Below are 14400 nucleotides of genomic sequence, written 5' to 3' on the forward strand. Positions count from 1 at the left end.
CATGAACGGCGCATCGCTTCGACATCAGCAACCCCCAGCAACCCGGCCGCAAGCCGGTGCCACGGGGTGCCAGCCGCATGGTGGCTAAAGAGCCGATGTCGGCGCGCCTGCCGAAAGCCAACTTTGGTTTTCTCAAGGCGCTGTTCTGGCCGGTGTTGCTGGTGGTGCTGGGCTTCGGCACTTATGAAGGCGCACAGCGTCTGTTGCCGTATGCCGACCGGCCGATCACCAAGATCAGCGTGCAGGGCGACTTGAGCTACATCAGCCAGCAGGCGGTACAGCAGCGCATCGGCCCGTACCTGGCGGCGAGCTTCTTTACCATCGACCTGGCCGGTATGCGTGGCGAGCTGGAACAGATGCCGTGGATCGCCCACGCCGAAGTCCGCCCGCGTGTGGCCGGACCAGGTGACGATCCGCCTGGAAGAACAACTGCCCGTGGCCCGTTGGGGTGACGAAGCGCTGTTGAACAACCAGGGGCAGGCGTTTACGCCGCGTGAACTGGCCAACTACGAGCACCTGCCGCAGTTGTTCGGGCCGCAGCGGGCGCAGCAGCAAGTGATGCAGCAGTACCAGGCCTTGAGCCAGATGCTGCGGCCCATGGGCTTCTCCATTGCACGCCTGGAATTGCGTGAGCGGGGCAGCTGGTTTTTGACCACCGGGGCCGGCAGTTCCGGCCCGGGCATCCAGTTGTTGCTGGGACGCGACCGCTTGGTGGAAAAGATGCGCCGCTTTATTGCCATCTATGACAAGACCTTGAAAGAACAGATTACGAACATTGCGAGCGTCGACCTGCGTTACGCCAACGGCCTTGCCGTCGGCTGGCGTGAACCGGCTGCGCCCACGGCAGCGCAACCCGCTGTCGCGAAGAATTAAGAAGAGGCAGGACCCATGGCAAACGTGCAAAGCGGCAAAATGATCGTCGGTCTCGATATCGGCACCTCCAAGGTGGTGGCGCTGGTTGGCGAGGTCGGAGAAGACGGCGTAATCGAGATCGTCGGTATCGGCACGCATCCGTCCCGGGGCCTGAAGAAGGGCGTGGTGGTGAACATCGAGTCCACCGTGCAGTCGATCCAGCGCGCCATCGAAGAAGCGCAGCTGATGGCCGGTTGCCGGATCCACTCGGCGTTCGTCGGCGTGGCGGGCAACCATATCCGCAGCCTGAACTCCCACGGCATCGTGGCGATCCGCGACCGTGAAGTCAGCGCCGCCGACCTTGAGCGTGTACTCGATGCCGCCCAGGCCGTGGCGATCCCGGCTGACCAGCGCGTGCTGCACACCCTGCCGCAGGACTACGTGATCGATAACCAGGAAGGTGTTCGCGAGCCCCTGGGCATGTCGGGCGTACGTCTGGAAGCCAAGGTTCACGTGGTGACCTGCGCCGTCAACGCCGCACAGAACATTGAAAAATGCGTGCGCCGCTGCGGCCTGGAAATCGACGACATCATTCTGGAGCAGCTGGCATCGGCTTACTCCGTGTTGACCGACGACGAAAAAGAACTGGGCGTGTGCCTGGTGGACATCGGCGGCGGCACCACCGACATCGCGATCTTCACCGAAGGTGCGATCCGTCACACCGCCGTGATCCCGATTGCCGGTGACCAGGTGACCAACGACATCGCCATGGCGCTGCGCACACCGACCCAGTACGCCGAAGAAATCAAGATCCGCTACGCCTGCGCCCTGGCCAAGCTGGCGGGCGCCGGCGAGACCATCAAGGTGCCAAGCGTGGGCGACCGTCCACCGCGCGAACTGTCGCGCCAGGCCCTGGCCGAAGTGGTCGAACCGCGCTACGACGAGCTGTTCACCCTGATCCAGGCGGAACTGCGTCGCAGCGGCTACGAAGATTTGATCCCGGCCGGCATCGTGCTGACCGGTGGCACCTCGAAGATGGAAGGCGCGGTCGAACTGGCCGAGGAAATCTTCCACATGCCGGTACGCCTGGGCGTGCCCCATGGCGTCAAAGGTCTCGGCGACGTAGTGCGCAACCCGATTTATTCGACTGGCGTGGGCTTGCTGTTGTACGGCCTGCAAAAGCAGACTGACGGCATTTCCCTGTCGGGTCCGAGCATCCGCGACAGCTACCGCAGTGACGACGAGGCGAAAGCGCCGTTGTTCGAGCGGTTGCAAGCGTGGGTCAAAGGCAATTTTTAAAGCTTTACCGCAACACCGCTGGAAGCAGTAGGCGAAAAAACTAGAGAAAACGAAAGGAGAGGGAACATGTTCGAACTCGTAGACAACATCCCCGCAAGCCCGGTCATCAAAGTGATCGGTGTCGGCGGTGGCGGCGGCAACGCTGTCAACCATATGGTCAAGAGCAACATTGAAGGCGTTGAATTCATCTGCGCCAACACTGATGCCCAGGCGCTGAAAAGCATCGGCGCGCGGACCATCCTGCAATTGGGGCACCGCGGTGACCAAAGGCCTCGGCGCTGGCGCCAACCCGGAAGTCGGCCGTCAAGCCGCCCTGGAAGACCGCGAGCGTATTGCCGAAGTGCTGCAAGGCACCAACATGGTGTTCATCACCACGGGCATGGGCGGCGGTACCGGTACCGGTGCTGCACCGATCATTGCCGAAGTGGCCAAGGAAATGGGCATTCTGACGGTTGCTGTCGTGACCCGTCCGTTCCCGTTCGAAGGCCGCAAGCGCATGCAGATCGCCGACGAAGGCATCCGTCTGCTGTCTGAAAGCGTCGACTCGTTGATCACCATTCCCAACGAGAAGCTGCTGACCATCCTGGGCAAGGACGCGAGCCTGCTGTCCGCTTTCGCCAAGGCTGACGATGTACTGGCCGGTGCCGTTCGCGGTATCTCCGACATCATCAAGCGCCCGGGCATGATCAACGTCGACTTTGCCGACGTCCGTACCGTGATGAGCGAAATGGGCATGGCGATGATGGGCACTGGCTGCGCCAGCGGTCCGAACCGTGCGCGTGAAGCCACTGAAGCGGCCATCCGCAACCCGTTGCTGGAAGACGTGAACCTGCAAGGCGCACGCGGCATCCTGGTGAACATCACTGCCGGTCCTGACCTGTCCCTGGGTGAGTACTCCGACGTGGGTAGCATCATCGAAGCCTTCGCGTCCGAGCACGCCATGGTCAAGGTCGGTACCGTTATCGATCCGGACATGCGCGACGAGCTGCACGTGACCGTGGTTGCCACCGGCCTGGGTGCCAAGATCGAGAAGCCTGTGAAGGTCATCGACAACACCCTGCACACCAGCCAGGTGAGTCAGGCGGCTGCTGCTCCAGCGCCTTCGCGCCAGGAACTGCCGTCGGTGAACTACCGTGACCTTGACCGTCCGACCGTGATGCGCAACCAGGCTCAGGCCGGTGCTGCGGCGTCCCGTAGCCCGAATCCGCAAGATGATCTGGACTACCTGGACATCCCGGCATTCCTGCGTCGTCAGGCCGATTGATGGAATGTGTATCAGGGCTATGAAGGTGATTGGTGTTCAGCAAAGGTCTGGTCTGCTATTATCGCCAGCCTTTGTTGATACCAGTTCGCAATTTGCGCTCAAGCGGTCCAAGCCATGATTAAACAACGCACCCTGAAGAATATTATCCGTGCCACAGGTGTAGGTCTGCACTCCGGGGAGAAGGTATACCTGACCCTCAAACCTGCACCTGTCGACACCGGCATCGTGTTTGTTCGTGCCGACCTGGACCCTGTGGTGCAGATTCCTGTCGCGCGGAAAACGTTGGCGAAACCACCATGTCGACCACATTGGTCAACGGTGACGTCAAAGTGGACACGGTGGAGCACTTGCTCTCGGCCATGGCTGGCCTGGGCATCGATAACGCCTACGTCGAGCTCTCCGCGTCTGAAGTCCCGATCATGGATGGTAGCGCTGGACCTTTCGTATTCCTGATTCAATCTGCCGGCCTGGAAGAACAGGACGCAGCCAAGAAGTTCATTCGCATTCTGCGGGAAGTGACAGTAGAAGACGGCGACAAGCGCGCCACCTTCGTCCCGTTCGAAGGCTTTAAAGTGAGCTTTGAGATCGATTTCGATCACCCGGTATTCCGTGACCGCACCCAAAGTGCAAGCGTGGATTTTTCCAGCACTTCGTTCGTAAAAGAAGTCAGCCGCGCCCGTACCTTTGGTTTCATGAGTGACATCGAGTACCTGCGCAAGCACAACCTCGCACTCGGCGGCAGCGTTGAAAACGCCATTGTGGTCGACGCGGATGGTGTACTGAACGAAGACGGCCTTCGCTATGAAGACGAATTCGTGAAGCACAAGATCCTCGATGCAATCGGTGACCTCTACCTGCTGGGCAATAGCCTGATAGGCGAGTTCAAAGGCTTCAAGTCGGGCCACGCCCTTAACAACCAGCTGCTGCGCAAGTTGATTGAGCAGACAGACGCTTGGGAAGTCGTGACCTTCGAAGATGCCAGCACCGCACCGATCTCTTACATGCGTCCCGTTGCGGCGGTGTAAGTAACAACTCTCTTTCTTTAGTTTTGAAAGGCTGCCTTCGGGTGGCCTTTTTTTATGCCTGCGGTTTCCGATAACGGCATTGCTCAAATCTGTGGGAGCTGGCTTGCCTGCGATTGCATCACCGCAGTGTGACTGACACACCCAGGTGCCTGCATCGCAGGCAAGCCAGCTCCCACATTGATCGGGTTCACAGATCCTGTAGCGCCGACGCATCCACGATCCGGTTGCGCCCGGTGTGCTTGGCTTCATACAGCGCCTGGTCCGCACTCAACAACAGCGCCTCCAGCGACAAGCGGCTGCGCTTGTCCCACGTGCTCAGCCCAATGCTCACCGTGATCGGCCGCTCGTCCCCCGCCACCCGCGGCAAATGTTCGATGCTGCTGCGGATGTGTTCGGCGATCACCTCGGCGCCCCTGGCATCGGTGTGCGGCAGCACCACCGCAAACTCTTCGCCGCCATAACGTGCCGCCAGGTCGGCAGGGCGGCGGATATTGGTGCCGATCACCTGGGCCACGGTGCGCAACGCTTCGTCGCCACCGTGATGGCCGTGGCGGTCGTTGAAGGCCTTGAAGTGGTCCACGTCGATCATCAGCAGCGTCAGCGGCTCGGCCGAGCGTTGCGCCCGGTCCCATTCCAGGCGCAGGCGCTCATCGAGGATACGGCGGTTGGCCAGGCCGGTGAGGGCGTCGGTGGCTGCCAGTTCTGACAGCACCCGCTCGGTGCGATAACGGCGGCGCAGTTCCCGGCGCAGCATCCAGGTCAGCCACAACAAACCAATGCACAGCACGCCGGTGGCACCGGCGGTCAGCAGCGCGGCGCGTTCCCAGGGTGCGAACACGTCTTCGCTGGACAGGGCCACCACCACGATCAGCGGCAATTCACCGACGTTGCTGAAGGTGTACAAGCGTTCTTTACCGCTCATGGAGGAGATCGCCCGGAAACTGCCTTCACCTTCACGCAGCATGCGTTTGAAGTTGGGCCGATCGCTGAGGTCCTTGTCGATCATTTCGCGTTCCAGCAACGGCTGCTGGGCGAGGAGAATGCCTTGGGTATTCATCAGGTTCACGGTGCTGCCATTGCCGATGGTCAGGCGATTGAACAATTGGTCGAAATAAGCGAGGCGCATGGTTGCCACGGCTACACCGGCAAATTCCCCGTCCGGTCCCGATACCCGCCGGCTGAACGCGATACGCCAGACTTGATCGCAGGCGCAGCGGATCTTGAACGGGCGGCTGATAAACAGGCCTGCCTGGGCGTTGTTCTGATGAACCTGAAAGTAATCGCGGTGGGCGAAGTTGCGCGGCGACGGCCACAGCGTCGAAGAGTCGGCAACCACCGCGCCGTTGGCGTCCAGCAACAACACTTCGCCTTTGAAGGGCGCCGCCGTGGATTGATCAAACTGCACCAGGTGCTGGATATCCGCGGGCACTTGCGCGAGGTCCTTGCGCGTGGTGGCAGCGATCAGCCCTTGCAGTGCCAGGTCGTAGAGTTCGACGTTACGCAGCACGTCGGCATTGATCAGTTGGGTGATGTTGGTGGTGGCGCGCTTGGCGGCCTGCAGGGTGCTGGCGTGTTCGCGGATCAGCAGTGCCGCGACGATGACCATGATAAGCACGACCGTGAGGCCACTGCCCAGCAGCAGCAATAGCTCTGGGCGTAAAGGCAGGGTACGACCACGGTCTTGGCTCATCGGGCAGACTTCAGCACTTGGGATGCTGGCAGTTTAGTGCTACCCGATGAAAATTAAATAGTTGGTTAAGAAAGAAAGTTCGCGGCTTAGAACACGTTGATCGGGTAGTCGACGATCACGCGGTATTCGTCCACGTCATTGTCCACCGCCGAATAACCGTTGCTGCCACGGTTGGTCGCCCATTGCAGGCGCACGGCCAAGTCCTTGGCCTTGCCGCCTTGCACCACGTATTTGAGGTCGATGTCCCGTTCCCAATGCTTGGCGTCCTTGCCATCGGCGCTGTACCAGCGGCTGTAGCCACGGCTTTGCGGATCGACCTTGGTCAGGTCGGTCTTGCCGCTGATGTAGGACACGGCCGAGGTCAGGCCAGGCAGGCCGAGGCCGGCGAAGTCATAGGCGTACTTGAGCTTCCACGAGCGTTCGTTGGGGCCGTTGAAGTCCGAGTATTGCTGGGAGTTGTCCAGGTACACGCTGTCGCCCTGGGTGATGTAGTCAAATGGGGTGTTGCCGTTGACTCGCTGGTAGGCGGCGGTAACGCTGTGATGACCCACGCCGACGGTGAAGTGCAGGCTGTAGGTGTTGTTGTCGATATCCCCCAGCAGCGACTGGCCGGTGTCCTGGGTGTGGTAGTAGTGCAGGCCCGGGTTGAGGCTGACCAGGTCGTTCAGGGCGTAGGTGTAGTCAAGGTCATAGTAGTACTGGTTCCACACATCCTTGAGTTCGGAGGCGTAGAGGTTGCTGGTCAGCCCGGGGATACCGCTGAACGATACACCGGCCCAGTTGATGTGCTGGGCGTCGGTATGGCTGGGCAGGGTGCCGTAGCTGGTGCCGATGCGCTGGTGGCCGCTCTGGTTGTAGAGCTTGGTGAAGCTGGCTTGGCCGCCTTCGAACATCCAGCCGTCGAAGCTGTGGTTGTTCAGGCTGACGCCGCGAAAGGTCTGCGGCAGCATGCGTGTCATGCCGCCGGCGATCACCGGGTTGTTGAGGAACAGGTCGCCGGCCTTCAGCTCAGTGTCGAATGCGCGCATCTTCAAGGTGCCGCCAGCGGTCGAGAACAAGCCGGGCGCCTTGCCGTTGCCACCGCCGTAGGGAAGGATGCTGGAGCCGTCGGTGCCGCCACCGCCGTCGAGCTTGAGGCCGAGCATGGCGTGGGCGTCCAGGCCAAAGCCGACGGTGCCTTGGGTGTAGCCGGATTCAAAGATGCCGAGAAAGCCTTGGCCCCATTCCTTGCTGTCATCGGTGTGAATATCGCGACGGTCGCGGTTCATGTAGTAGTTGCGGGTGGTGATCGTGAGGTGGGCGCCTTCGACGAAACCGTCGGCGGGGGTGGTGTCTGCCGCGTGGGCGAGAGGGGCGATCGTTGCTGCAATCGCCAGGAATAGCGGGGTGAACGTCAGCGAGTTCTTCACCGGTGGAGCTCCTTTGGTCAATCGAAAGCGGCCATGTCGTGGGGGTGTTCCTGGCCTTTTTTACGGCAAAAAAAAGCCGCTGAAGTCAGCGGCTTTAAAACAGATTCCCAGTGTAGAGCCCTGGAAATAAGTCGAGGGAAATTCGGGTAAGCGGATAACTGTCTTTGCCGTCGCGCTCATCGGTGCGTCAAATTAACGCAGGCGAGCGGTGCGATACAGAGTGTAACAAGATAATGACTGTTGCCCAAATCGCAACAGTTAGCGCAACAGTCATCGCAATGGAGATCCAATGTGGGAGCTGGCTTGCCTGCGATAGCGGTGGGTCAGTGATAAATGGGTCAACTGACGCACCGCCATCGCAGGCAAGCCAGCTCCCACATGTTAACCGAGGTGTTCAGACGGGCAGGGTGATGCCAAAGGTATTGCCGCCATCGTCGCTGCGCACAAACACATCACCGCCATGCATCAACGCAATCGCCTTGACGATGGCCAGCCCCAGGCCGTGATTGCCGCCGCTGTTGCTGCGCGAGGCGTCCACTCGATAGAAGCGCTCGAACAGCCGTGGCAAGTGCTCGCTGGCGATCACCTCCCCCGGGTTGGTCACCGCGATTGCTACCCGGTTCGCCTGCACGTCTATTTTCACGTCGATCACCTGCCCCGGCGCGGTGTGCTGCACCGCATTGCTCAGCAAGTTGATCAAGGCCCGGCGCAGGTGGGCCCGTTCGATGTGTACCGTGGCGTCACCGCGTACGCGCACCTGCACCTGGGCGTCTTCCAGGATGAAGTCCAGGTAGTCGAGGGTGGTTGCCACTTCATTGGCCAGTGAGCTTTCAATCAACGTGGTGGCCTTGCTGCCCTGGTCGGCGCTGGCGAGGAACAGCATGTCGTTGATGATCGAACGCAGGCGCTCCAGCTCTTCGAGGTTGGATTGCAGGACTTCGAAGTAATGCTCCGCCGAGCGCCCGCGCGTCAGCGCCACCTGGGTCTGGCCGATCAGGTTGGTCAGCGGCGAGCGCAGTTCATGGGCCACATCGGCGTTGAACGATTCCAGGCGCGAATAGGCGAGCTCCACACGATCCAGCGTGGCGTTGAACGAGTTGACGAACTGGCTCAGCTCCGGTGGCAGCGGTGACAACTGCAGACGCCCGGAGAGTTTGGGCGGTGCCAGTTTTTGCGCTTCATCCGAGAGTTTGCCCAGTGGCTTGAGGCCGATTCGCGACACCCAGAACCCCAGCAGCGCGGCCAGCACCACGCCTACAAATGCCAGGCCGATCAGGGCCATCAGCAAATGATGCTGGGTGGCGTGGAAGTTCTCCGTGTCGATGGCAATGATGAAGCGCAAGGGTGGCCGCTGGTCCTTGGCCGGGAACTGGCTCAACAGGGCCTTGAAGGGATGGTCGTGCCCCGGCATCAGCAAATCGCGCTTTCCGCTACTGCCCTCGGCAAAGGCGCGGACCTGCGCATCCGGGTTGCCATATTCGTAAGCCGGATCGCTGCTCACCACCCAGAATCGGATGCGCTTGTCTTCTTCACTGAGCAGCTTGAGCTTGGTGGTGATCTTGGCCCAGTGGTCGGGCGTGCCGAAGCGGCCCACCGACGACTCCAGCACGCTGTAGCGCGCATCCAGTTCCGCCTCTGGCAACAGGCCCAGGCCTCGGTCTACCTGTTGGTACAGCGCACCGCCGATCAACATGAAAATCAGCAGCGCCACCAGGGTGAACATGCCACTCAGGCGCAAGGCGATGGAGTTAGCCGACACTGCGACTCTCCAGCACATAACCCATGCCACGGATGGTGTGCAGCAGTTTTTGCTCGAACGGCCCGTCGAGCTTGGCACGCAGGCGCTTGATCGCGACCTCCACCACATTGGCGTCGCTGTCGAAATTGATGTCCCAGACCATCTCCGCAATCGCCGTCTTGGACAGGATCTCGCCCTGGCGCCGCGCGAGCACGCTGAGCAGCGAGAATTCCTTGGCAGTCAGGTCCAGGCGCAGGCCGTTGCGACTGGCCTTGCGGCTGATCAGGTCGATCCACAAGTCGGCGACCGTCACCTGCACCGGTTCATGGCCGCCGCTGCGGCGGGTCAGGGCTTGCAGGCGCGCCACCAGCTCCAGGAAGGAAAACGGCTTGCCCAGGTAATCATCGGCGCCTTCACGCAGGCCGCGAATGCGGTCTTCCACGCGTTCGCGGGCGGTGAGCATGATCACCGGCGTCTGCTTGCGGGCGCGCAACGCCCGCAAGACGCCAAAACCGTCCAGGCCTGGCAGCATCACATCGAGCACGATCACCGCGTAGTCGTTTTCCAGCGCCAGGTGCAGACCCTCGACGCCTTCGCGTGCCACATCGACGGTGTAGCCTTGCTCCGTCAGGCCGCGATGCAGGTAGTCCGCGGTTTTTTCTTCATCTTCAATAATCAGGACGCGCATGAGCCTTTGTTCCAGGACGGGGCCTAGGCCTTAATGTGTGGTCGCCAGCTCAAGCGCTGGTTTGGGCCTGTGGAAGAGCTTCTCGAGGTACAAGTATATGACCGGAGTGGTAAACAGCGTCAGCGCCTGGCTCACCAGCAGGCCGCCGACCACCGCGATACCCAGGGGCTGGCGCAGCTCGGCACCGGCGCCGTAGCCTAGCATCAGCGGCAAGGCGCCGAGCAGGGCGGCCAGGGTCGTCATGATGATGGGACGAAAGCGTGTAATGCAGGCTTCGAAGATCGCGTCCTGTGGCGATAACCCGCGCGTGCGCTGGGCCTCCAGGGCGAAGTCGATCAGCAGGATGCCGTTTTTCTTGACGATGCCGATCAGCAGCACCAGGCCGATCAGGGCCATGATCGAAAAGTCCTGGCCCAGCAGCCACAACATGACCAGCGCCCCCAGGCCCGCCGAGGGCAGCGTCGAGATAATGGTCAACGGGTGCACAAAGCTTTCGTACAGCACGCCGAGGATGATGTAGACCGCCACCAGCGCTGCCAGGATCAGCCACGGCTGGCTGGCCAGCGAGCTCTGGAACGCCTGTGCCGCACCCTGGAAGTTGCCGATGATCGAGGCGGGCATGCCGATCTCGTTCTTCGCCTGGTTGAGCAGGATCACCGCATCCCCCAATGCCACGCCGGGCGCCAGGTTGAACGACAGGTTGGCCGCCGGGAACATGCCGTCATGGCTGATGGACAGTGGCCCGACCGTCGGCGCATCCACCGTGGCCACAGCTGACAGCGGCACCATTTCATTGGTCAGCGGCGAGCGCAGATAGAAGTAGTTCAGGCTTTCGGCCCGGCCGCGTTGCTGGGTGTCCAGTTCCAGCACCACCTGGTACTGGTTGATCTCGGTCTGGAACTCATTGACCTGGCGTTGGCCGAAGGCGTCGTACAGTGCCTGGTCGATATCGGTGGCCGTCAGGCCGAAACGCGCGGCGGCGCGGCGGTCGATGCTGATGTGGGTGATGCTGCCGCCCAGTTGCAGGTCGTTGGAGACATCACGAAAGGCCGGGATGCCACGGAGTTTCTCGGTGAGGCGCTGGGTCCAGGTGTTCAACGTGGCCCCGTCGTTGCTTTTGAGCACGTACTGGTACTGGCTGCGGCTGGGGCCGGAACTGAGGTTGATGTCCTGGCCGGCGCGCAGGTACAGGACAATCCCCGGTACCCTGGCAAGCTTTGGCCGAATGCGGTCGATGAACTCGCTGGCGGAGACGTCGCGGTCACCACGATCCTTGAGGGAAATCCAGAAACGGCCATTGGCGATGGTCTGGTTGCTGCCGGTCACCCCCACCGCGTGGGAGAAGGCCTGGATCGCCGGATCGGCCTTGAGGATTTCCGCGAGGGCCTTGTGTTTGGCGACCATGTCCGGATACGACACGTCCGCAGCGGCTTCGCTGGTACCCAGGATAAAGCCGGTGTCCTGCAGTGGGAAAAAGCCCTTGGGGATCAATACGTACCCGGCGACAGCCATGCCCAGCGTCAGCCCGAAGATGCCAAGCATGGTGCGCTGATGGGCGAGGGCCTTGCGCAGGTACTTTTCATAGCCCGCCAGCAGGCGCTCGCCAAAACCGGGTTTTTCCTGGGGGCGATGGGCCGGCGCTTTCATGAACAGCGCCGCCAAGGTGGGGGCAAGTGTCAGGGAGACCACCACGGAAATGAGGATGGTCGAGGTGGCCGTCAACGCAAATTCCTTGAACAGCCGCCCGACGACGCCGCCCATGAACAACAGCGGAATGAACGCCGCCACCAGGGATACGCTGATGGACACCACGGTAAAGCCGATCTCGCTGGCACCCTTGATTGCCGCGTCGCGCTTGTCCAGTCCGGCCTCAAGGTGACGATGGATGTTCTCCACCACCACAATCGCATCGTCCACCACAAACCCCACGGCGATCACAATGGCCACCAGGGTGAGGTTGTTGAGGCTGAATCCCATCACGTACATCAGGGCGAAGCTGGCGATCAGCGACACCCCCAGCACGCTCGACACAATCAGCGTCGCCGACCACTGGCGCAGGAAAATCGCCATGACCCCGATCACCAGCAGTACGGCGATCAGCAGGGTCAGTTCAACTTCGTGCAGGGAGGCACGGATGGTGGTGGTACGGTCGATCAGGACGCTCAGCTCGACCGACGCCGGCAGCATCGCTTGCAGGCGAGGCAGTTCGGCCTGGATCCGTTCAACGGTCTCGACGATGTTCGCGCCGGGCTGGCGGGTAATCACCAGGTTGACACCGGGTACATCGCCAGCCCACGCCTGCACGTAGGCGTTTTCCGAGGCTTCGACCACCTTGGCCACGTCGCGCAATTGCACGGGGGCGCCGTTCTTGTAGGTGATGATCAGGTCACCGTATTCCTCGGCATGAAACAGCTGATCGTTGGTCGAAAGGGTGGACACGCTGTTTGCGCCGTACAGCGCGCCTTTGGCCAGGTTCAGGCTCGACTGCTGGATCGCCAGGCGGATATCGGCCAGGGTCAGGCCGATGGCTGCCAGCCTGTCCGGCGAGGCCTGCACACGGATCGCCGGGCGTTGCTGGCCGGTGATATTGATTTGGCCAACACCGTCGATCTGGCTGATTTGCCGGGCCAGCAGGGTTTCGACCAGGTCGCTCAGCTGGGTGCCCGGCAAGTCGTGGGAATTGATACTGATGACCAGCACCGGGCTGTCGGCCGGGTTGACCTTTCTCCAGGTCGGCAGGCTTGGCATGTCACTGGGCAACTTGCCGGAGGCGGTGTTGATCGCCGCCTGTACTTCCTGCGCGGCGGTGTCGATGCTTTTGTCGAGGGTGAATTGCAGGGTCAACACGCTCGTGCCAAGGGCACTGCTGGACGTCATCTGGGACATGCCGGGGATGGCGCTGAATTGCACTTCCAGCGGGGTGGCCACCGATGACGCCATGGTGTCCGGGCTGGCGCCGGGCAATTGCGCGGAGACCTGGATCGTAGGGAATTCCGCTTGCGGCAGTGGGGCGATGGGCAGTTTCGGGAAGGCGATCAGCCCGAGCAGCACCATGGCGAAGGTCAGCAACAGGGTGGCGACCGGGCGATCGATGCACCAGGCGGAGATAGAGCCCCGCGACGTCATGGCAGCACCTTGGCGTCAGCGGTCTGGATCACGTGGGATGGCTCCTTGAGGATCTCGACCTGGACGCCAGCCTTGAGCCGCGACTGGCCATCGCTGACCAGCACATCACCGACCTGGATGCCCTTGAGGATCGTGCGGTCGCTGTCTTGGTACACCACCTGCACCGGCACGATTTCTACCTTGGCGTCGTTGACGCGGTACACGAAGTGCGAGTCCAGGCCGCGTTGCACCACGCTTGGCGGCACGGCGAGGGCATTGCGGTCGAGGGCGGTCTGGATCTTGACGGTCACCAATTGGCCTGGCCAGAGTGTTTGCGTGCTATTGCGGAACTCGGCCTTGGCGCGAATGGTGCCGGTGGTACTGTTGATCTGGTTGTCGATCAGGCTCAGTCGGCCCTGGCCGAGCAGTTCGCTGTTTTCACCGTCGGTATTGGCGCCCAGGTAGGCGCCGACGAAGGCCGGGTAGCTGGCGGCAATCAGGCCCTGCAGTGTCGGCAGCATCTGCTGCGGCAGGGAAAATTCGATGGCAATCGGGTCGATCTGGGTGACCGAGAACAGCCCTTGGGCATCGCTCATCCGCAGGAAATTACCTTCATCGACGGTGCGAATACCGACGCGACCCGTGACAGGTGAGCGTATCTGGGTGTAGGAGAGTTGTACCTGAGCCGAATCGATTGCGGCCTGATTGCCTTGCACCGTCGCCTTCAATTGGTTCACCAGCGCTTGCTGCTGGTCGTAGGTCTGCTTGGACACGCCGTCATCGACGCTCAGATCCTTGTAGCGCTTGAGATTGACCAGCGCCACTTGCAGCTGCGCCTGGCTTTGCCCCAGTTGCGCGCGCGCCTGGTCGAGGCTGGCGCGGATCGAGCGGTCGTCGATAGTCGCCAGCAGGTCGCCCACCTTCACCCATTGACCTTCCTTGACCAGCAATTGCGTGAGGATGCCGTCGATCTGCGGGCGGATCACCACACTGTGCAGCGACAGCACCGAACCCAGGCCCGTGACGTAGCGTGGCAAATCCTGTTCCACGACTTTCATCACCCGTACCGGCACGGCGACGGAGGCCACCAGCCTGGTCTTGGCCGGTCGGGTCAGTGCCCAGGCTGCGACAACCAGCACCACGAGGACTCCCACGATCACGACAGTTTTTCTTCTGATGATGTTCATGCTGTAAGGCGCCAGTACCGGGGATGGAGAGAAGGGAGGGTATTTATAGCCTGCAGACCCGGTCAGTAAAGTGACCGCTATCTGACAGCCACGACAGTTAGCTCCTGACCATTCGTACGACGCTGGTCAAAGATCAGAGGCGC

At 61.5% G+C, this 14400-nt stretch carries 7 protein-coding genes and 3 pseudogenes; 4 read left to right on the forward strand and 6 right to left on the reverse strand.

The window, feature by feature from the left end; genetic code table 11:
* Window position 1: 1 nt before the first annotated feature.
* The 4 genes and pseudogenes from PSH87_RS04900 (at window position 2) to lpxC (ending at window position 4440) form a co-directional block, all read left to right on the forward strand.
* Window positions 2-873, forward strand: a pseudogene (locus PSH87_RS04900) (cell division protein FtsQ/DivIB).
* 15 nt (window positions 874-888) lie between these two features.
* Entirely contained in the window at window positions 889-2151 is a 1263-nt protein-coding gene (ftsA, locus tag PSH87_RS04905) for a cell division protein FtsA (protein ID WP_017738691.1), read from the forward strand.
* A gap of 66 nt (window positions 2152-2217) precedes the next feature.
* Window positions 2218-3415 (forward strand): annotated as a pseudogene (ftsZ, locus tag PSH87_RS04910) (cell division protein FtsZ).
* 114 nt (window positions 3416-3529) lie between these two features.
* A pseudogene (lpxC, locus tag PSH87_RS04915) lies at window positions 3530-4440 on the forward strand (UDP-3-O-acyl-N-acetylglucosamine deacetylase).
* Between the two features lie 187 nt (window positions 4441-4627).
* Here lpxC and PSH87_RS04920 read toward each other — a convergent pair.
* The 6 genes from PSH87_RS04920 to PSH87_RS04945 all read right to left on the reverse strand — a co-directional run bounded on the left by PSH87_RS04920 (window position 4628) and on the right by PSH87_RS04945 (window position 14257).
* Window positions 4628-6130 (reverse strand): sensor domain-containing diguanylate cyclase, encoded by a 1503-nt coding sequence (locus tag PSH87_RS04920; RefSeq protein WP_305432777.1) that lies wholly within the window; start codon window positions 6128-6130, stop codon window positions 4628-4630.
* 86 nt (window positions 6131-6216) lie between these two features.
* A complete protein-coding gene (locus tag PSH87_RS04925) occupies window positions 6217-7539 on the reverse strand; it encodes an OprD family porin (RefSeq protein ID WP_305432778.1) in 1323 nt (440 codons plus the stop codon).
* Window positions 7540-7933: 394 nt separating this feature from the next.
* Entirely contained in the window at window positions 7934-9298 is a 1365-nt protein-coding gene (locus tag PSH87_RS04930; RefSeq protein WP_305432779.1) for a heavy metal sensor histidine kinase, read from the reverse strand.
* On the reverse strand, window positions 9288-9965 hold the full coding sequence (locus PSH87_RS04935) for a heavy metal response regulator transcription factor (RefSeq protein WP_017738686.1): 678 nt from the start codon (window positions 9963-9965) through the stop codon (window positions 9288-9290). The genes PSH87_RS04930 and PSH87_RS04935 overlap by 11 nt, the downstream gene beginning before the upstream one ends.
* A gap of 30 nt (window positions 9966-9995) precedes the next feature.
* Entirely contained in the window at window positions 9996-13091 is a 3096-nt protein-coding gene (locus PSH87_RS04940; RefSeq protein ID WP_017738685.1) for a multidrug efflux RND transporter permease subunit, read from the reverse strand.
* Window positions 13088-14257 (reverse strand): efflux RND transporter periplasmic adaptor subunit, encoded by a 1170-nt coding sequence (locus PSH87_RS04945; protein WP_032865169.1) that lies wholly within the window; start codon window positions 14255-14257, stop codon window positions 13088-13090. The genes PSH87_RS04940 and PSH87_RS04945 overlap by 4 nt, the downstream gene beginning before the upstream one ends.
* Between the last annotated feature and the right edge of the window lie 143 nt (window positions 14258-14400).

The organism is Pseudomonas sp. FP453 (genome assembly GCF_030687495.1).
Taxonomy (GTDB): Bacteria; Pseudomonadota; Gammaproteobacteria; order Pseudomonadales; family Pseudomonadaceae; genus Aquipseudomonas.